The sequence below is a fragment of the Nostoc sp. genome, assembly GCF_054880495.1.
The window spans coordinates 19,441-39,387 of the sequence record NZ_JBTYKD010000049.1 but is presented as its reverse complement, the minus strand read 5'-3'; the positions used below and the strand labels follow the sequence as shown (position 1 = coordinate 39,387).

At 43.0% G+C, this 19,947-nt stretch carries 16 protein-coding genes; 13 read left to right on the top strand and 3 right to left on the bottom strand.

Features of this window, described 5'->3' with window-relative positions; all coding sequences use genetic code 11:
• The first annotated feature begins 90 nt into the window (after positions 1-90).
• From ACYTXL_RS05530 to ACYTXL_RS05510, 5 genes are all read left to right on the top strand, one after another.
• Positions 91-1,641 carry a helicase C-terminal domain-containing protein gene (locus tag ACYTXL_RS05530; RefSeq protein WP_461923827.1) on the top strand — a complete coding sequence of 517 codons (1,551 nt, stop codon included), beginning with the start codon at positions 91-93 and terminating at the stop codon, positions 1,639-1,641.
• A 13-nt stretch (positions 1,642-1,654) separates the two neighbouring features.
• A complete protein-coding gene (locus tag ACYTXL_RS05525) occupies positions 1,655-1,831 on the top strand; it encodes a hypothetical protein (protein WP_461923826.1) in 177 nt (58 codons plus the stop codon).
• A gap of 168 nt (positions 1,832-1,999) precedes the next feature.
• On the top strand, positions 2,000-2,215 hold the full coding sequence (locus ACYTXL_RS05520) for a DUF2839 domain-containing protein (protein WP_461923825.1): 216 nt from the start codon (positions 2,000-2,002) through the stop codon (positions 2,213-2,215).
• Between the two features lie 459 nt (positions 2,216-2,674).
• Positions 2,675-4,768, top strand: coding sequence for a prolyl oligopeptidase family serine peptidase (locus tag ACYTXL_RS05515; RefSeq protein WP_461923824.1), 2,094 nt, complete (start codon positions 2,675-2,677; stop codon positions 4,766-4,768).
• Between the two features lie 168 nt (positions 4,769-4,936).
• Positions 4,937-5,413: a Uma2 family endonuclease gene (locus ACYTXL_RS05510; protein WP_461923823.1), complete on the top strand. Its 477-nt coding sequence runs from the start codon at positions 4,937-4,939 to the stop codon at positions 5,411-5,413.
• Between the two features lie 425 nt (positions 5,414-5,838).
• On the opposite strand, the gene ACYTXL_RS05505 is transcribed toward ACYTXL_RS05510, so the two are convergent.
• Positions 5,839-6,057, bottom strand: a complete 219-nt coding sequence (locus tag ACYTXL_RS05505; protein WP_461923822.1) for a hypothetical protein — start codon at positions 6,055-6,057, stop codon at positions 5,839-5,841.
• 393 nt (positions 6,058-6,450) lie between these two features.
• Complete coding sequence (locus tag ACYTXL_RS05500; protein ID WP_461923821.1) at positions 6,451-8,010, bottom strand: hypothetical protein; 1,560 nt, start codon at positions 8,008-8,010, stop codon at positions 6,451-6,453.
• Between the two features lie 184 nt (positions 8,011-8,194).
• On the opposite strand from ACYTXL_RS05500, the gene ACYTXL_RS05495 reads away from it, so the two are divergent.
• The 7 genes from ACYTXL_RS05495 to ACYTXL_RS05465 all read left to right on the top strand — a co-directional run bounded on the left by ACYTXL_RS05495 (position 8,195) and on the right by ACYTXL_RS05465 (position 15,958).
• A complete protein-coding gene (locus ACYTXL_RS05495; protein WP_461923820.1) occupies positions 8,195-8,368 on the top strand; it encodes a hypothetical protein in 174 nt (57 codons plus the stop codon).
• A 71-nt stretch (positions 8,369-8,439) separates the two neighbouring features.
• Complete coding sequence (locus tag ACYTXL_RS05490) at positions 8,440-11,217, top strand: M16 family metallopeptidase (protein ID WP_461923819.1); 2,778 nt, start codon at positions 8,440-8,442, stop codon at positions 11,215-11,217.
• A gap of 487 nt (positions 11,218-11,704) precedes the next feature.
• Positions 11,705-12,193, top strand: a complete 489-nt coding sequence (locus ACYTXL_RS05485; protein ID WP_461923818.1) for a hypothetical protein — start codon at positions 11,705-11,707, stop codon at positions 12,191-12,193.
• A 34-nt stretch (positions 12,194-12,227) separates the two neighbouring features.
• Positions 12,228-12,653 (top strand): hypothetical protein, encoded by a 426-nt coding sequence (locus ACYTXL_RS05480; RefSeq protein WP_461923817.1) that lies wholly within the window; start codon positions 12,228-12,230, stop codon positions 12,651-12,653.
• Positions 12,654-12,957: 304 nt separating this feature from the next.
• The gene (locus ACYTXL_RS05475) at positions 12,958-13,128 is read left to right on the top strand and encodes a hypothetical protein (RefSeq protein ID WP_461923816.1); all 171 of its coding nucleotides are present in this window, start codon (positions 12,958-12,960) and stop codon (positions 13,126-13,128) included.
• Between the two features lie 174 nt (positions 13,129-13,302).
• Positions 13,303-14,586: a serine hydroxymethyltransferase gene (gene glyA, locus ACYTXL_RS05470; protein WP_461923815.1), complete on the top strand. Its 1,284-nt coding sequence runs from the start codon at positions 13,303-13,305 to the stop codon at positions 14,584-14,586.
• Between the two features lie 121 nt (positions 14,587-14,707).
• Positions 14,708-15,958: a competence/damage-inducible protein A gene (locus ACYTXL_RS05465; protein WP_461923814.1), complete on the top strand. Its 1,251-nt coding sequence runs from the start codon at positions 14,708-14,710 to the stop codon at positions 15,956-15,958.
• 448 nt (positions 15,959-16,406) lie between these two features.
• Here ACYTXL_RS05465 and ACYTXL_RS05460 read toward each other — a convergent pair whose 3' ends face one another.
• Entirely contained in the window at positions 16,407-17,147 is a 741-nt protein-coding gene (locus ACYTXL_RS05460; RefSeq protein WP_461923813.1) for a class I SAM-dependent methyltransferase, read from the bottom strand.
• Positions 17,148-17,399: 252 nt separating this feature from the next.
• Here ACYTXL_RS05460 and ACYTXL_RS05455 point away from each other — a divergent pair, with 252 nt between their 5' ends.
• On the top strand, positions 17,400-18,920 hold the full coding sequence (locus ACYTXL_RS05455) for an ABC transporter permease subunit (RefSeq protein WP_461923812.1): 1,521 nt from the start codon (positions 17,400-17,402) through the stop codon (positions 18,918-18,920).
• Positions 18,921-19,947: the final 1,027 nt, after the last annotated feature.

Sequence of the window (19,947 nt, the reverse complement as noted above, 5' to 3'; positions counted from 1 at the left end):
GGTCATTAGTTTTGGACTAATGAGAAAGGACAACATAATAGAAATGGGGCAATTGGAAGTAAAAGTAACTTTGTATGGGATTAAAAGCGTGTGATTGAGGCAGAAGTTCATTTGTCACTACATAACTTTTTGCGATCGCAAGCGGGGTTCCCTTCCTGGCCCCATCATTTGACGATGGCCCGGTTGGTAGCACGCGCCTTGCGCCTGGGACGTAGCGCCTTAATTCAAGTAGGGGCGGTTTGTGGCTATCAAGGGCGATATCGTACTAGTTTCGTAGCATCAGCCCTAATGTGGCATGGACCTGTAATTATTGTTGCTCAAGAAGGCGTGCAGCAACTTCTGCTGCGGGTAGAAATTCCCCGTCTCCAGCAGTGGCTACCAACCAACAAACCGATTAGGACGGGTGACGCTTGGCCTAGTACTGAGTTTCAAGGGCTACTGTTGACTTCCCCAGAAGCTTGGTTAAGAGGACAATTTGCTGGTGGCGATCGCTTTCCTCAAGGCATCCCCACAATTATTGATGGCGTAGATGATCTCGAAGATTGGGTGCGTGATCAACTTACCCAAGATATTCAACCCGATGATTGGGATCAACTCATGCTGGCTTGCCCAAACGAAGCAGAAGCAATTCGTGAAGCACGGATACAACTGACACACGAACTTTTTCAGCATCCTGCCAATCCTTATGAGTGCTATCTAATTTCCCAGCCAGAAATAGAAATTTTAACCCGTCTGCATTTAGCTTTAGAGTCAGTACAAGCACTGCCAGAACCTTGGAAACAATTCTGGCAACAATTTCAAACCCTTGATGAAAATCTTTCCCCCCATCCTCTCTTCTGGGCGACTATTGCCCATCGACAAGGTTTATTTTCTTTGCACTACGCCCCAATGGAATTGGGCGAAATACTCTGGCCCATTTGGCAGCGACAACCAGTAGTTTTAATTGGCAGTGCTGTAGAACCGGAAACTGAGGCTCCCCTTTTCCGACAGCGCCTGGGTTTGGACGATTTAACTTGCCTGAAGTTCTCTTCGGAAAGTCAAGCAGAAGCAATTCAACTGTATGTACCGTATAAGTTACCCCTACCCAACACGCCGGAATTTCAAGCGGCATTTATTCACAAAGTCCGCACACTGGTTTGTCTAAGTGCTACAGCCCCAGGATTAACGGTTGTCTTGGTGGGTGATGTGCCACTCAAGTCTCAAGTTGCGACAATTCTGGCCTCAGAGTTTGGTTCGCGGGTGCAAGTAGAAAAAACTTGTTTAGATGAAAACGGTATTTTGATTAGCGGTTGGGAATTTTGGCGAGAACATCAACGAGTCTTGCCGGCACCCCATTTGTTAATTATTGCGACTTTGCCCCTACCATCTTTGGAAAATCCCCTAGTAGCTGGTAGGGTAGCTCGTTATAAGCGATCGCATCAAGATTGGTTTCGTTTATATTTGTTGCCAGCAGCTTTAAATGAATTACAACGAGCGATCGCCCCAGTCAGAGAAAGTCAAGGGATCGTGGCTTTACTTGATAGTCGCGTCGTTAACCGCAGCTACGGCGCTCAAATTCTCGCATCTTTAAGTCCTCTGGCACGTATTAACTATCTCGATCCCAGTCTGTTTTCTAACACTGGTGAAGAAAATTCAGCTTAAAGTTCAGTTTTCAATGCCCAATACTTCTCTTCTTAGGCTGCGCCAAGGGCAACGCTACTTCGACCCTTCTCTACGAGACGCTACGCGTAGCTTGCAACTCCTGCGGAGTACGGCAAGCTCAGGGCATCGCGCTACGCGTAGCTTGCTTCCACGAAGTGGTACGGCAAAGCTCAGGGCAACGCGTCGCTAAGTACAAGTCAGTACAAGTGCCCAATTTAAATTTTGTCAACTAAAGCGCGATCGTTTAAAAGTAAGGACTATTATCAGCTTATGAAAGTGATGTGATTCATCGCCTCTCTGTAGACATGATTTCTGGCAAGATAAATTTAGAACCTAAATAGAATTTGAGTTGCTGATTATGGGTGAAGCAAAGCGTCGTAAAACCACACTAGGGGAAACATACGGTCAAGAGACTCGCATCTTGCGTTGGCTTCCCATCACAAAAACTCAATCCGAAAAATTTGTTACTTGGACTACTCGTGGTGCCTGGATAGGCATTGGACTGATGGTTGTAGGATGGGCAACTATCCGTTTTATCGGCCCAGCCTTCGGTTGGTGGCAAGTAGTCTTTTAACAATTCAAAAGTCCAAAATTAAAGGCATTTTCAGGCGGCATCATCTGTTGTAGGGGCACAGCAATGCTTATTGGTGTCAACTTCAGAAAAAATCTGCTTTGAGAAGACGTTTTGCCCTCATCCCCTAACCCCGAATCCCAACTTGGGATTCGGGGAACTAGAGAATTTGCTCCCCTCTCCCAAAATTGGGAGAGGGGCTGGGGGTGAGGGTGAAACCTCGAAAGTATGCCTTGCCTAAATTCTACGTTAAGTTGACACTAATGAGCTTTTTCTGTGCCCCTACCGCATGGTCTATTTACCTGACAAATAGCTGTAAATGAGGGTAGGCGTAGCCCTTGCTTATCCTAATGGAACTGCTTGCTGCTTAGTAGTATCCTAGCAGCTACTCTTTTCAATGGGAATTTTCCCGCAGCTTTGGTCAGTGTGTAGTATGTAAAGAAGCACTTTTGACCTGAGATTATGCCCTCCTCTGAAAAACCCCTCACCTACCCATCCAGCCACAAAAGCAATCAAGTTGATAACTACCACGGTACTTTAGTCGCAGATTCTTACCGTTGGTTAGAAGATCCTGACTCTGAAGAAACAAGGACTTGGATCGAGGCACAAAATCAAGTTACTTTTGGCTACTTGAGTGAAATTTCTACCAGGGAAAAAATTAAACAACGCCTCACCAAACTTTGGGATTATGAAAAATATGGTATCCCTTTTAAAGAGGGTGAATCACTGGGAGACGGTTCAAGCGATCGCTACTTTTATTTTAAAAACGACGGGCTGCAAAATCAAAGTGTCCTCTACACTCTGAAAACCCTCGACGACCAACCCAAAGTTTTACTCGACCCCAATAAACTTTCAGAAGATGGTACTGTTGCTCTTTCAGGATTGTCTATTAGCGAGAATGCTAAACTTTTAGCTTATGGTCTATCCGCCTCTGGTTCTGATTGGCAAGAGTGGAAAGTCCGCGATATTGAAACTGGTGAAGACCTGCAAGACCACCTGAAGTGGATTAAATTCTCTGGCGCATCGTGGACACACGATCATCAAGGTTTCTTCTACAGTCGCTACGATGAACCGAATGAAAAAACTCAATTAGAAGATGTTAACTATTATCAAAAGCTCTACTATCATCAACTAGGTAAATCCCAATCAGAAGATATACTAATTTATCATCGTCCTGACCAAAAGGAATGGGGTTTTAGTGGTGGCGTTACTGAAGATGGACGCTATCTAATAATTTCAATTTGGTTGGGAACTGATTCTAAGAATTTAATTTTCTCCAAAGATTTAACTAACCCTAATGCTGAAGTCGTAGAACTGATTAACCAGTTTGAGGCAGATTACAGCTTTATCGATAATGATGATAGCGTCTTTTATTTCCGCACAGATTTAAATGCACCACGCGGAAGAGTAATTGCGATTGACACCAAAAACCCTGCTAAAGAAAATTGGCGAGAAATTATTCCCCAATCAGCAGAAACGTTGGAAAGTGTCGGCATACTCAATAACCAATTTGTTGCTGATTACCTCAAAGATGCTCACAGTCAAATCAAAATTTTTGACCTCAAAGGCGGGTTTGTACGCGAGGTAGAACTACCCGGGATCGGTTCAGCCGGTGGCTTTGGTGGTAAGCGTAATGATACCGAAACTTTTTATATTTACACCAGTTTCACCACACCAGGAACTATCTATCGTTACGATATGATAACTGGTAAAAGTACCGTTTTTCGCCAGCCAGAGGTAGATTTAAATCCTGATAAGTACGAGACAAAACAAGTCTTTTATCATAGCAAAGATGGTACTAAAGTACCCATGTTTATTACCCATAAAAAGGGCATTAAATTAGATGGAAATAACCCCACTTATCTCTATGCTTATGGTGGTTTTAGTGCCTCAATGACACCTGGTTTTTCTGTAAGTCTTTTGGTATGGATGGAGATGGGTGGTGTTTATGCTATGCCCAATATACGCGGCGGTGGAGAATACGGTGAAGAATGGCATCAAGCGGGAATCAAGGATAAAAAGCAGAATGTCTTTGATGACTTTATTGGGGCTGCTGAGTGGTTGATTGCTAATAAGTATACTAAGACAGATAAGCTAGCGATCGCAGGTGGTAGTAACGGTGGTTTATTGGTGGGTGCTTGCATAACTCAACGTCCCGATTTGTTTGGTGCAGCTTTACCCGCAGTCGGTGTCATGGATATGTTGCGGTTTCACAAATTTACCATCGGTTGGGCTTGGACTTCCGAATATGGTTCAGCAGATAATCCAGAAGAGTTTCCAGCGTTGTATGCTTATTCGCCACTACACAACATCAAACCAGATACAGCTTACCCAGCAACCTTAATTACCACAGCCGATCATGACGATCGCGTTGTCCCTGCTCATAGTTTCAAATTTGCCGCAGCTTTGCAAGAGGCTCACGCAGGTAATGCGCCAACGCTAATTAGAATTGAGACAAAAGCCGGTCATGGTGCGGGTAAACCCACAGCTAAAATTATCAAAGAAGCCGCCGATAAATGGGCTTTTTTGGTGCGTACTTTGGATGTTGAAGTTTAGGGATTAATTTATTTGTAAAGTGGAATGGCACTTACTTAAGCAAAAGTTGCTGCTTAGATCCCCGACTTCTTCAAGAAGTCGGGAATCTAAATCCAGTGGATTTCAAAATCAAATCGGGTTGCTATAGATAAGTTAAAATTAAATCATCACTCTAGACAAATATTAACTATGAGATGGGAAGAAGTTTGTCAACATAAACAATTACAAGATTTACCCTTCAAAATTGAATTAAATAAATGGGGTCAAATCGTAATGAGTCCAGTCAAAATTAAACATTCTTTTTATCAAGGAAGAATCCAATGTTTATTAGAATCTTTATTGAATACAGGAGAAGTGATGCCAGAATGTGCTATCAACACATCAGACGGTGTAAAAGTTGCTGATGTTGTCTGGTGTTCAGAGGAACGATTTTCTCAAATTGAAGATGAAGTATCAGCATCTATTGCACCAGAAATTTGTGTAGAAGTCAAATCCAGTGGTAACACTTTGGAAGAAATGGAATTTAAAATAAATTTATATTTAGAAGCTCAAGCTGTGGAAGTATGGTTATGTAATGAACAAGGTCAAATGAAGTTTTATAATGAGGAAGGTGAATTAGAGCAATCTTTGTTAGTTCCTAACTTTCCTAAGCAAATTAAACGGTAATTGCAGAGAAAATGGGAGATAGCGTAGTTTACCGCACTTCGACCCTTCTCTACGAGACGCTATGCGAACGGCGCAGGCTCAGGGCAGGCAAGCTCAGTGACCACCGTAGGCATCGCCTAAATTACCTAGTTTTAAAATACATCTAAAATTATTCATAAACTCTACTTCGATACTCAATCAAAATGATCGTTACTTGATTTAAGTCATCATCTATTTCATAAATGACGCGATAAGTAGATAGGCGTATAGGACTTACGCATTGACAAGAAAGAGTGAATATATATAACACGAAAAACCACATTTTTCGTAGGGGTTTAGCATTGCTAAACCCCTACAGCATGGTCTATTTACAAATAATAGTCTGAAACTCTCTTCTCTACGAGATGCTGCGCGAACAATTTTGAATTTTTAACCTTCTTGTGTAGTTAAAATGCGACAGATTGGGCTGTACCAGTCAAAGGGATTATTGTATAAGTTTGTGTTTGCCCCTGGTTGAATTGAGGAATCACAGAAAAGCGGTTTGTTGTTGTGATTCCCTTAGTTTCAACTGGGGCTGAGTTGCTGTTTTCAAGGTTTACACGCGGTAAGACCAAAGTAAATAAGGTGCTGCCAGTATCTACTGTCTTACGGATAGTTACAGTCACTAGTGTACCAATTTCTGTTTCTACACTACGGATCTGCTCATTCCCTGTAAAGTTTAATGTCTGTTGCTTATCTTTATAGGTTGGGGCTTGCCAATAAAGCTTGTCGTTGAGTAAGTAATGCTGACATTCTTTCCTTGAAACTGGTACAAGTTCGGTACTACTTCTAAGGCATTAGCTGAAAATACAGGTATTGTTGTTAACAATATACCTAGTGTGAATGATCCAATTAAGTTTGTTATTTGCATGTCTCAAAAAGTTATTGCTAGTTTGGCAGAGATAAAACTTTACCCTCAATCCCTCTCCTTGGTAAGCAGAGGGAAGCCGGAGGCAGGGTGAGGTTTTATATTTAATTTGACCCACTTACTTACTTAGTAATTTATTTGTTGTCAATCGCTAATGAGGAATCCCAAGCACAGTCTGCTGTGGAGTAACGCTAAGAAAGGCAATTTGCTCAACATTCAAGACATTCAAGGTGAACTGATCATGCTTAACGGTGTAATTGTTGCAGGTGCCTGCAATAATGTAATCACTTTTGAAATCAGGCAGAATTAGCTTATCCCATCCCGAACCACCATCGATGGTGGCATTACCGTAACCAACATCAAATGTGTCGTTTCCACCTCCACCCTTAATCAAGACATTGGCAATAGCGCCCCCTTGGTCTGAAACGGGATTACCCTTAGCATCAATTCGACGAGCTTTGAAGTAATCGTTACCGCTTCCGCCATCAATCGTGCCGCCTTGAATGCCAACGCTGGTGCCATAGCCAGTCAGGATATCAGATCCTGCCCCTTCACAAATAATGCCATTAGTATTAACAATGCCAGTACTTGGACTAATGCCAGTACTTGGACTAATGCCAGTACCAATGATGGTATCGTTGCCATCGCCTAAACTGATCATGCCACTGTTAACAATGCCTATACCTACACCAGGTTCAACTGGCCAAGCTTCAGGATGGGAAGGGAAATAGTCCCCCGCACCGCCTGTGCCCGTGCCAGAAAGGAAGTCGTTTCCCTGCCCTGTACTAATTACGCTACCCTCGCTGTTGGAGATGCCTATACCAATCCCCGCAAGGACATTAGTATCCACCATAGCAGATACTTGCCCATTACCGCCCTTGCCAATACCAGTAATAGAATTGTTTCCTTCTCCTCCATTAATGTTGCTGCTACCACTGTTGGAGATGCCTATACCAATCCCCGCAATGATATTAGGACCAGAAGGATTTACTCCCCCATCACCGCCCTTGCCAATACCAGTAATAGAATTGTTTCCTTCTCCTCCATTAATGTTGCTACCACCACTGTTGAAGATGCCTGTACCATCTACTCCATCATAGCCAGGAGATCCACCAGTTCCAGAGATGGAATTGTTCCCTTCTCCTCCATTAATATCGCTGCCCTCAGTGTTAGAGATTCCTATAGCCCTGGTCTGAGTGTTAGAGAAGAGATCCAATTCTCCAATTGCAGTTCCAAAGATAGAGTCGTTCCCAAATCCTCCATCAATGCGGCTATGCTGAGTATTATTGATGCCTGTAGGATCGGCTATTCCATCGAAAGATCCCGTTCCGGTTCCCTTGATCAAATCATTTCCGTCTCCTCCATTAATGTAGCCACCCTGAGTGTTAGAGATTCCTGTACCATGTAGATGTTGTCTATACTCGAAGCCACCAGTGCCTGTGCCTAAGATTGTATCGTCTCCCATCCCTGCATTGATGATGCCACTGTTAGCAATGCCAGTGCCTGTGCCTGCATTGTCAAAGTCGCCGCCACCAGTGCCTGTGCCTAAGATTGTATCGTTACCTGTTTGAGTATCAATGACTCCGTTTTTTAGAACCTCAATTCCAATTGCTGGAATTGCTGGCAATAATGTATTATCCTCTTTGCCTACCACTAGATCCGAACCCGAAGTGCCTATGAATGGGGGCAAAGAAACAATTAGTCTAGACATAATATAATTCTCCGCAATTGTGTGTGATGGAGTTTTAACCTCTGAAAGTCCTGCTCTTTCAAGAATAATTCTCTCTATAAAGAATTTCAGTACACGGAAAACTATAAAACCTCACCCTGCCTCCGGCTTCCCTCTCCTTACCAAAAAGAGGGATTGAGGGTGAGGTTTTATCCTATATTTAATTGTGCCTTCCTACTTACTACAAGTATTAGCGGGAAGAGAAATAATCCTCATTGAAGAGAGGTTTTCCAGATACCGTGAAAAGTCAGCTTCGGGACGGCGTGGGGCTGCTGTCGAAAATAGCTCAACCGCAGAAATAGAGCTACCATTGAAAATGGCGAAAAAGCCAAAAATGTAAGTTTTTTGACTTTTTCAAAATGGTACTAGGGTTTTGTTTTATAATTAAAGATTTTGAATTTCCCATTGCTTATGAAGCTACGCTCATATATGCTTATCGGGTTTTTACTCAGCCTTCTGCTAAGTATTGTGCCTTTTTCGGGCAATTTTACGAATGCTGCAACACCGACAGCAGTCCCACCTGTATCTGCTCTCTCATTCACCCAAGGTGTACAAAAAACCGTATTGGACAACGGCTTAACAGTGCTAACCAAAGAAGTCCATACCGCTCCAGTAGTGAGCGTGCAAGTTTGGTATAAAGTTGGTTCACGTAACGAGGTTAAGGGACAAAATGGCATTTCTCACCAGCTAGAACATTTGATGTTCAAGGGGACAACTGACCGTCCAGTCCAGTTTGGCAGGTTGTTTAGTGCCTTAGGTAGCCAGTTCAATGCCTTTACTAGTTATGACGAAACAGCTTACTTTGGCACAGTGCAACGAGACAAACTCGAAGCATTGTTGACACTGGAAGCCGATCGCATGGAAAATTCCTTAGTTGGGTCTGAGCAACTCAGAAGTGAAAAGCGGGTGGTGATCTCCGAGTTACAAGGGTACGAAAATTCACCAGGGTATCGTCTGGATCGGGCAGTGATGCGAGATGCTTTCCCTAGCAGAGCCTATGGCTTACCTGTGGGAGGCACAAAAGCAGATGTAGAGAAATTCACGGTGGAGCAGGTGCGGAATTATTACCAAACCTACTACAGCCCAGAAAATGCCACACTGGTAATTACAGGGGATTTTGCCACAGAACCTGCACTCAAATTTGTGAAAGAAACTTACGGGAAGTTGCCAAAACGAGCCAAGACGGCTGTGGCTAAAAATTCCGCCCAGGTGACTACTCCTACCTCTGTTGCTAAAAAAGCAGCGATCGTTTTGAAGCAACCTGGAAGTGCGGCACTGCTGCAAGCAGTGTATCCGTTAACAGATATCAATCATCCTGATGTGCCGGCAATTGATGTGATGGATGCTATCCTCACAGGTGGACGTAGCTCTAGACTTTACCAAGCTTTGGTGGAATCTGGACTCGCTAGTTCAGTAAGTGGCGGTGCTGCCGAACTCATCCAACCCGGTTGGTATGAAATTGATGCTACGGCGGCTCCCGGTCAAGAGTTGGCGAAAATTGCCCAGGTACTCCAGGAATCTTTAGCAAAATTGCAACAGCAGCCTGTTACCACAGAAGAATTGAACCGAGCGAAGACACAACTACAAACCTCGTATATTTTGGGTAATCAAGACATCACTAGTCAAGCTACCCAACTGGGATATAACCAAACTGTGGCGGGGGATTATCGTTATATTGAACGGTATCTGGCTGCGATCGCTAAAGTTACCCCAGATCAAGTTCAGGAAGTAGCAAAAACTTACCTTAATCCGGCTAAACAAACCATCGGCTTCTTTGAGCCAACCCAACCAGATGGTAAACCAGGAACTTCTAACGCTAGTTCTAGTCGTACGGTGGAAAATTTCAGCCCCGGTAAACCTGTAGATCCAGCAGAACTGGCCAAATATCTCCCACCTGCCACATCAGCTACAGATTCAGGCAAACAATCACTACCAGAAGAGTTTACCTTAAATAATGGTTTGCGGGTTCTGCTCTTGCGCGATCGCAACCTCCCCACCATTAACCTGAGTGGACAACTTAATGCCGGTAGTGAATTTGACGGCAATCAAAAAGCTGGATTAGCAAATCTGACTGCGAACAACTTAATGAATGGGACGCAGACTAAAAATGCTTTGGACTTGGCAAAAAGCCTAGAAGACCGGGGAGCGGACTTAAACTTCGGTGCTAGCCGCGAAGGAGTTAGCATTAGTGGTCAAGGACTTTCCGCAAACTTGCCGATATTAATTCAAACTCTGGCAGATGTGTTAGAAAACGCCACTTTCCCAGCTGACCAGTTACAACTGAGTCGCCAGAGGGCGTTGACAAGTCTCAAAGTCCAGCAAGATGACCCTAGAGGGCTGGGACGACAACTATTTCAGCAAGCAATTTACCCAGAAAATCATCCATTCCATAGCTTTCCCACAGCCGAGAGCTTAAAGAGCATTACTCGTGATGATTTGCTTGGCTTTTACCAGACACACTACCGACCAGATAGCACAACGATCGCCTTAGTTGGAGACTTTGATCCAGTTCAGGTAAAAGCTTTGCTAAATCAGCAGTTTGGCAAATGGCAAGCCACAGGTAAGCCACCTGTGCTGAAAATAGCATCCGTACCATTACCGCCAACTTTGACACGTTTAAACAAAGTAATTCCTGGTAAAACAGAGGCTGTTACCTACATCGGCTACAACGGCATCTCTCGCAAAGACCCGCGTTTTTATGCAGCACTGGTGCTGAATCAAATTTTGGGCGGTGATACCTTATCGAGCCGCTTGGGTACGGAAGTGCGCGATCGCCAAGGTCTAACCTACGGTATTTATAGTGCTTTTGCCGCCGGAATTAATCCCGGACCGTTCTTGATTCAGATGCAGACTGCTCCTCTTGATACCCAAAAAGCGATCGCCAGTACTCTGGCTTTACTCAAACAGTTGCGTGAACAAGGAGTAACTGAGGCTGAATTCAACGCGGCAAAACGTTCAATTACCAATAGCTACCCTGTGGATTTAGCTAATCCCAGTGATGTATCAAGCATCATTTTGGATAATGCTGTCTTGGGACTTTCACGATCAGAAATCCGAGACTTTCCCCAGAAGATTCAAGCAGTGACTATGGCTCAGATGCAACAGGCTATTGAGGATTTAATTAAGCCGGGAAATCTGGTGATTGTCACCGCAGGTCCTGGAGATACTATACCCAAGGTTGGATCGTAAATTCACATAAAGGTGCAAAGATGTGCTTTGCACCCTTACGTGTTGGCTGAGATTAGACCTTTTGCTTTTATTCGTAGGAATTACGCAAAACTCGCGGTAGGAGCAATACCCTGCGGTCAGCCTTCGTCTACATGAATTGCCCCTACCTAAAAATTATTCTTTTCAGTTATTGTTTGCGTAAGTCCTGATTCGGATTTTTGTCACGAAGTTTATTCAGCAATACCGTTTGGGTTAAGACTTGATTCAAGCGGATTGCCAGATATTACTAATTGCGATCGCCTAAAATTTATCAAAACTTTCTTGAGATTAAACTCTAGGGAACAATTAAAAATATCTGAAGTCAATTAATCTCTAATATTAAGTAATTAAACCGTAAATCAATTATTTATATAAATTTATAAATTGACCGCTTTTCAGTGGAAATATCAAGGGCGAAACTATAAAATTGGGTTATTTTTAGAATGTCCGCATATAGTCAACTATAATTATGAAAAGTATAGAACATATTGATCCTATTTTTGAACGACTTTTTTCTAAGATTAGTCCGACAATAGCAAACTCTTTCACTGATGACCAAATAAAAGCCATACAAAGAGCTTTCGGCTCTCAAATTAAGGCGCGTCATTTCTTAGATATAAGAGTTTCTGTCCCTATTCCCGGACTACGATTTTATCTAGTTTTATTAGCAGGTTCGGAACGTCGTTCCCAACAGCGCTTGCTATATGAAAAAGGCAAATATCCTCTTTGGAATACAGGCAATATCATATTCTTAACAGGATTTTTAAGCATTTTATTGAGTTGTAGCTTAACTATTTTCCCTTTTTTATGGTCTTCACTTACTTCGCTTACTTCCATCTCCACTTCGCCTTCACCTACATCTATTCCTTGGATTTTCGATAAATCTGAATGCGAACACACTAACAGAACTTGGCATGATCAGAAGTGTTGGGATGATCAACACAGTCCAATGTTTTAAAGCTTATTCATACTGACAATAAAATAAAAACAATATGTCTAGAAAGCGTTTAACTAAATATTCTTCCAAAAATGACACTTTTCTACAACAGTTTTTCAGCTGCATTCCTCCTGAAGTAGCAGCTACTTTTACCGATGCCCAATTGACAGAATTACAAAAGGTATTTAAAGAGCGGGTTAGCAGGCGTCATGCTGTGGATATCAGGCTTTCTATCCCATTCATTAAAAAGCACTTTTATCTAGTTTTTTTACTTGGCAAGGAAAAAAGATCACAACAGAACGCAAAAGATACAATTTTCAAACCTGTAAATAATATCTTACTAATCAGATATTGTTTGGTATTAATAACTTTTTTGCTTGCTGCACTCTACATAGTTGAAATGGTGTTGAAAATTAATACCTTTCCCAATAACCAAATCCAAAAGTCTGTCAAATATTTAATGGACATTTTTTCAATTTAGCATCGGTGCATCTACCTTTTAAGATCAAGTTTTCATATATTATTGCAAGTTTTTACTAGCATCATAGCTAAAAAAATTAATGAAAAAGTTCTATAGGACTAGTATTTGATTTTTGAAATGCACGTAGTGGACTCTCTAGGTTAAAATAGTGCATTAGACGTAGGTTGGGTGGAGCGGAGCGCAACCCAACTGATTATCAGGATGTTGGCTTTGGCAAAGCCTCCACCCAACCGACAATTTTTTTGCAACATTCTAGCCAAGAGGGGCTTCTACAAGACTACCGAGATTTTTTCAGAAATCAAATATGATTCCTATAGTACGGTCAAATGATTTTTTGGTAGGGGCAATACCCTGCGGTCAGCTAAAGCTACATGAATTACCCCTACAGTATGTAGTTTTGCGTAAGTTCTACCACAGAGGAGCGATCGCAATTACGCTCAATTTAGCCCAGCTTCAAAAAGCAACGTCCTTATAATAAATAAGTTGGTACAAAGAAACCTCAATACTACGGAGACGATTAATCGCCTCTGTAGAGCAGTCAAAATCATTGAACTATAGACTTTGGCCTATGGACTCTTAAAAATGGACTGTTAGGTGCTGTATTCAACCAAAATCAGCCGTTGTACAAATTTCCACAAGGATAATTGAAGTGACTAGGACTAATTCAGATTTTCTTACCTCCACTGATCCGGCGATCGCAGAGTTAATCAACGACGAACTACAGCGTCAGCGAGATCACTTGGAGTTGATTGCTAGTGAAAACTTTACCTCTGCTGCTGTACTGGCGGCTCAAGGCTCAGTACTGACAAATAAATATGCCGAGGGATTACCTGGTAAACGCTACTATGGCGGTTGTGAGTTTATCGACAAAATCGAGCAAATAGCGATCGACCGCGCTAAACAGATATTTGGTGCTGCTCATGCGAATGTGCAACCTCATTCTGGCGCACAGGCCAATTTTGCAGTGTTCCTATCGCTGCTGCAACCAGGGGACAAAATTATGGGGATGGATTTGTCTCATGGAGGACATCTCACCCACGGTTCACCTGTAAATGTTTCAGGTAAGTGGTTTCAAGTTAGCCACTACGGTGTTAGCCAACAAACAGAACAACTTGACTATGACCAAATTCGGGAGCTGGCGCTGAGGGAGCGTCCTAAGCTGCTGATTTGTGGTTATTCCGCTTATTCCCGGATAATTGACTTTGAAAAGTTCCGTAGCATTGCTGATGAAGTCGGCGCTTACTTACTTGCCGATATTGCCCACATTGCTGGTTTAGTTGCTAGTGGTCTTCATCCTGATCCCATTCCTCATTGTCATGTAGTAACAACAACTACACATAAGACTTTACGCGGTCCTAGAGGTGGTTTAATCTTGACCAGCGACGCAGAATTAGGTAAAAAGCTAGATAAAGCTGTTTTTCCTGGCAACCAAGGTGGGCCATTGGAACACGTTATTGCGGGTAAAGCAGTAGCTTTTGGAGAAGCTTTGAAGCCTGAGTTTAAGACCTATTCTGCCCAAGTGATTGAAAATGCTCGTGCTTTGGCTGAACAACTACAAAACCGGGGTTTAAAGATTGTCTCTGATGGCACTGATAACCACTTAATGCTGGTGGATTTACGTTCTATTGCGATGACGGGTAAGCAGGCGGATCAGCTAGTTAGTACTGTAAATATTACTGCTAACAAAAATACAGTTCCCTTTGATCCGCAATCGCCATTTGTTACCAGTGGACTCAGGTTAGGTTCACCGGCAATGACCACACGGGGCTTAGGAGTAAGAGAATTTACCGAGATTGCAAATATTATTAGCGATCGCCTGCTTTCTCCAGATTCCGACATAGTTACCAAAGATTGTCGGCAACGGGTAGCAGCATTGTGCGATCGCTTCCCCTTATATCCTCACCTAGAAATTCCAGTACCAGCCCTAGCATAAGGGCATGGGGCATGGGGCATGGGGCATTGGTTATTTCCCCCTACCTCCCCTGCTCCTCATTCCCTGCCTTGCCTGCTCCTCATCCCCCACTCCCTACTCCCTACTCCCCTTCCCCAATCTAATGAGTGCAGAAATTATTTGTGTTGGTACTGAGCTGCTGCTAGGAGATATCCTCAACGGCAATGCTCAATATCTCGCCCAACAATTAGCGCAGCTAGGTATCCCCCATTACTATCAAACAGTGGTTGGGGATAATCCAGAACGATTAAAGCAAGTTATAGAAATTGCTATTTCCAGAGCGCAAATTCTCATTTTCACTGGTGGACTCGGCCCGACACCAGATGACCTCACCTGCGAAGCGATCGCCGATTTTTTTAAAGTCCCGTTGGTAGAACGTTCTGACATCATCGAAGACATAATCCAAAAATTCGCCCAACGTGGTCGGGTTATGTCACCAAGTAACCGCAAGCAGGCTTTGATTCCCCAAGGTGCAGAAATTCTACCCAACCCCACTGGAACAGCACCCGGTATCATTTGGCAACCCCGCCCTGAAATCACGATTTTTACCTTTCCCGGTGTTCCCAGTGAAATGCACCCGATGTGGGAAGAAACAGCCGTCCCATTTCTCAAAAGTCAAGGTTGGGGTAAAGAAATTATTTACAGTCGGAGTTTAAAGTTTTGGGGTATTGGTGAATCGGCTTTGGCGGAAAAAGTTGCTTCCTATTTGAAGTTGCCAAATCCCACAGTAGCCCCTTATGCAGGTAAGGGGGAAGTCAGATTGCGAGTTTCTGCTAAAGCAACTTCCGAAGCAGCAGCAGAAGCCCTAATTGCGCCCATCGAGAAACAAATTAAAGAAATTGCCGGACTGGATTTTTACGGTGTCAATAATGATACTCTTGCTAGCGTGGTCGGTCAGTTGTTGCGGGCATCAAAAGAAACGCTTTCGGTGGCAGAATCTTGCACCGGTGGCGGTTTAGGGCAAATGTTGACTGAGATTTCTGGCAGTTCTGATTACTTTTGGGGTGGAGTAATTTCTTATGACAATTCGGTGAAGGTTGGGCTACTGGGGGTTAACGCAGAAGATTTAGATAAATTTGGGGCGGTAAGCGCTACTGTTGCAGAGCAAATGGCAATTGGGGTAAAAACTCGCCTTGCAACAACTTGGGGATTGAGTATCACTGGTATTGCTGGCCCAACTGGAGGGACAGATACTAAGCCAGTGGGTTTAGTTTACGTTGGTTTAGCTGGGCCAAAGGATGAAGTCGCAAGCTTTGAATATCAGTTTGGTGCAGCGCGAGGTCGAGCTTTAATTCGTCATGTGAGTGGGAATGCGGCGTTGGATAATTTGCGGCGGAAGTTGTTGACGAGGTAGGACTTATTACGAATTACGAATTACTGTCTTCGTAGCGCGTATGTGTCCGCGTAGAGAGCGCGTCTGTCTGCGACACGCTATTAGCGTTCGTAGAGAGCGTCATTACGAATTAGGAATTATGCAGCTATGACCAAAATTCCCATCGTCCAAGCAAATCACTCATACACTTTCAGAAGCTATTTTAAGAGTCATTTGAGCCAGAAGACATATTGTCTCTTATCTCCTGACCGAAAACGAAAAGGATACAAGCCCCTAAATTTATTTATGGAGAAGCAAAAAAATGTATTTCGAGACGCACAGGGCAAGAAATACGAAGTCCGTTTACAGAGCAACTAAATTTATTTATGGGGATCATTAATTTTGAATTTTGTTAGCGCCACCGAGAGCGAGTCCGCGAGCGTCATTTTGAATTTTGAATTCGGAGCGAAGTGACGTGACTCCTGACTCTTCATTTGCTTGCTACCACAATCATTCGGCGGCTATTAAGCGCGAACGTTTCACCATCGTAACCATAGCCTTCTACTTCGCTGAAGCCCGTTTGCAGGAGCCAATCGCGGATTTCGGGAAAGGTAAAATTGCGAACAAAGTATTCACCGCGCCGCACTTGTCCATCACGAATGATAATCCGCTCGGTATGGGTACGATTGGTAAGCGCATCGTAACGCGTGCGTGCGAGCATATAATTCCCCTCACGCTCAGTAATTAACTCAGGCGTAAATTCTTGCAAGACGCGGCTAAAATTCTGAATATCAATTAGCAATTTGCCACCTACTTTTAGAGCGCGATACGCTTGGGTTAAGACCGATCTATTTTCATTGTCATCGAAGTAACCGAAGGCTGTGAAGCAGTTGATGATGCAGTTGAAGCGATCGCTAAAGGGTAGGGAACGCATATCGCCTTGAAGGTACTCTACCTTAACACCGTTGCTAACCGCATCTTGATTTGCTTTTTCTAAGAAAAAAGCTGTTGCATCAAGTCCAGTCACATGATAGCCACGAGCCGCTAGCTGATTAGCAATCCGTCCATGCCCACAAGCTAAGTCTAAAATACTCATCCCTGCTTGTAAATCTAGCAATCGGCAAATGAGGTCAACTTCATGTTGGGTACGTTCTGGTGTCAACAAGGTTTCATAAAAGTAAAGATAATCTTCCTCGAATACGCTGTTACCATCAAATGTATTTGCAACCATTTTGAATCTGATTTATAAAGTGAATTTTCAATATGGATGGGATGATAGTTTTGAAGAGGATTTACTGAAGTTGCGAGCATCAGTTGCCAACGCATTCACAGAAGCGTCTACGAACAACTCTTTACCGCAACAAAGTGTCCATAGTTCTACAAAACTTTACTATTATTACAGCAATTGTACTTAACTGGATTTTTGATTTTGGAAAACTAGTCATAGTCTAAGCTTGGATATTTTTGGAGAAGTCTAAAGAATATGACTGGATTAAGTGTTGTCCTTTGGTTACGTCAGCTAGTTTTTGGCTTAAGCTTAAGCTGTCTATTTTTACTTTTAGGTTGTATCACAGATGGTTCCACTATTGGTAACACACTCACCGTTGCTACAGAACCTACGTTTCCGCCTTTCGAGTTTCAATCTGCCAGTGGTGAGTTACAAGGCTTTGACATTGATTTGATGAATGCGATTGCTCAATCTGCTGGCTTGAAAGTTAAGTATCAAAATATGCCTTTTGCTGGTATAATTCCGGCATTGCAAGCGCAAACTGTAGATGCCGCAGTTGCGGCAATGACGATTACTGCCGAACGGGCGAAGATAATTTCCTTCTCGCGTCCTTACTTTAAATCAGGGCTAGCGATCGTCACCCGCACAGATAATGAAAACATTACCAATTTCGATAATCTTAAGAACAAAACCATTGGTGTGCAAATTGGGACAACTGGCGCACAGAAGGCTAAAAGTATTCCCGGATCGGAAATTCGCACTTTTAATGATTCACCTTTAACTCTTCAAGCATTAATCAATGGTAATGTCGATGCCGTTCTTAATGATCAGGTCGTTATCTTATATGGCATAAAGAGCGGCAATCTTAACAGACTCAAAGTGGTCAGCAGTCTGCTAACAGAAGAATTTTATGGCATTCCTACACCTAAAGCATCGCCCAACTTGCAAGCGATTAACCAAGGTCTAGAAACGGTGCTGAAAAATGGTATTTACGCCAAAATCTACCAAAAGTGGTTTGGTATCCAACCGCCACAACTACCAGAAAAATCACCCATCGAAAACCAGGCTCCCGAAAAAGGCGTATCCCAACTATTTACCTCACTAAGCATTATCTTTAAGTCCCTACCCAGCTTGCTAAATGGGGCTTTAGTAACACTTGAACTCACAGCAATCTCAGTCTTGCTGGGTATGATCGGGGGTACACTGATTGGAATTGTTCGCCTTTTGCCCACTCCGCCTTTGCCCTGGATTGCTAGGGCGTATGTAGACTTTTTCCGCGGGACGCCGTTGCTGGTGCAAATTTTTATGATTTACTTTGGGTTGCCTGCTTTAGCCCAAAGTTTTGGTTTCACCTTCACTTTAAATCGTTTAGCAGCAGCGGTGATTGCATTGAGTCTCAATAGGGCTGCCTACATTGCTGAAGTTGTCCGGGCAGGTATTCAATCAATTGAGCCTGGGCAAGCAGAAGCCTCTCAATCACTGGGTTTAAGCTCAGTGCAAACGATGCGCTATGTAATCTTTCCTCAAGCCCTCCGGCGGATGCTGCCACCTCTGGGCAATGAGTTCATTAGCCTGCTCAAAGACACCAGCTTAGTCGCGATCATCGGGTTTGAAGAGTTGTTCCGCAAAGGACAGCTGATTGTAGCTGAGAACTATCGTTCATTTGAGATTTACGCCACTGTCGCCTTGGTTTATTTATTCCTGACCCTGCTTTGTTCTCAAGCCTTTACTCGCTTTGAGCGATCGCTCAATCCTGTTAAGCAAAAGAGTAAGTAATGGGGAGTCTTAAAAGACACCGGGGCAGGGCATGGCTGTTTTGATTATGAGAGAGGCGATCGCACTTTTGTATAGAGGTTGCCATCACCTTTAATTAAGAAATATTAACAGCAATCTTCAGATTATTTGATTGCAGCTAAATCACGGTTTAACTTTGTGTTAATCGTTTCTAACACCTTAGCTTCTTGTAGCGTAATTACTCCGTCTAAATGAGCAATTTTTTGACAAAGAAAGGCAGAGGGCAGAGGGCAGAAGGCAGAAGGAAAGAAGTACTAATAAAAACTTTAGTTCTGGGTCTAAAGCCCAGTTTATAAAAAGAATTGTATCGAGACGCGTAGCGCAAGATACAAAGCGTCCTTGCTTCAATCCCACGTTTTTAAACGTGGGTTCCCTTCTGCCTTCTGCCTTCTGAAATTGCGCCAGTAGAGGTACGGCGAAATCACTATTAATTTGCTCAAGTAAAGTTTTTAAAGATGGTAGCGATTTTATATTAGCTGCGATCGCCTCGATTGACTCAGGACTAAGGTTGGCAGTTTTTGCACCGGGAGACTTCTTTTTCTCAACTTAGAGCTTACTAAGTACAGTTAAAAAAGTAACATTTATAACACGTAAGTTTTGGACGAATAAAAAAACTATGGAGCGATCGCAGCCTTAAGACTATTTTTAACAAATGTGCGATCGCACCCACTGCCCAAAACCTCGTCGCCCTTCACTAGCTCCCTTTGTTAATTTCTAATGCTAATACCAAAACTTTGGTAATCTATTATACATTTTATTATCAACCATCAGCCATCCCATGCCTATCCATAAGTACAATTAATCAGGCGATCGCTTGCTATATTCTTCACAGTTTGTTACAAAAGTACAAAGAACTTCTATAGACCCAAAACCAGATGTTTCTACCTACCTTTGTTAATGTCTAACTGCTAATACTAAAAACTTAGTAACATATTATACATTTTATTAATCATCAGCCATTCCATGCCTACTCATCAGCACAATTAATCACGGGATCGCTTGCTGTATT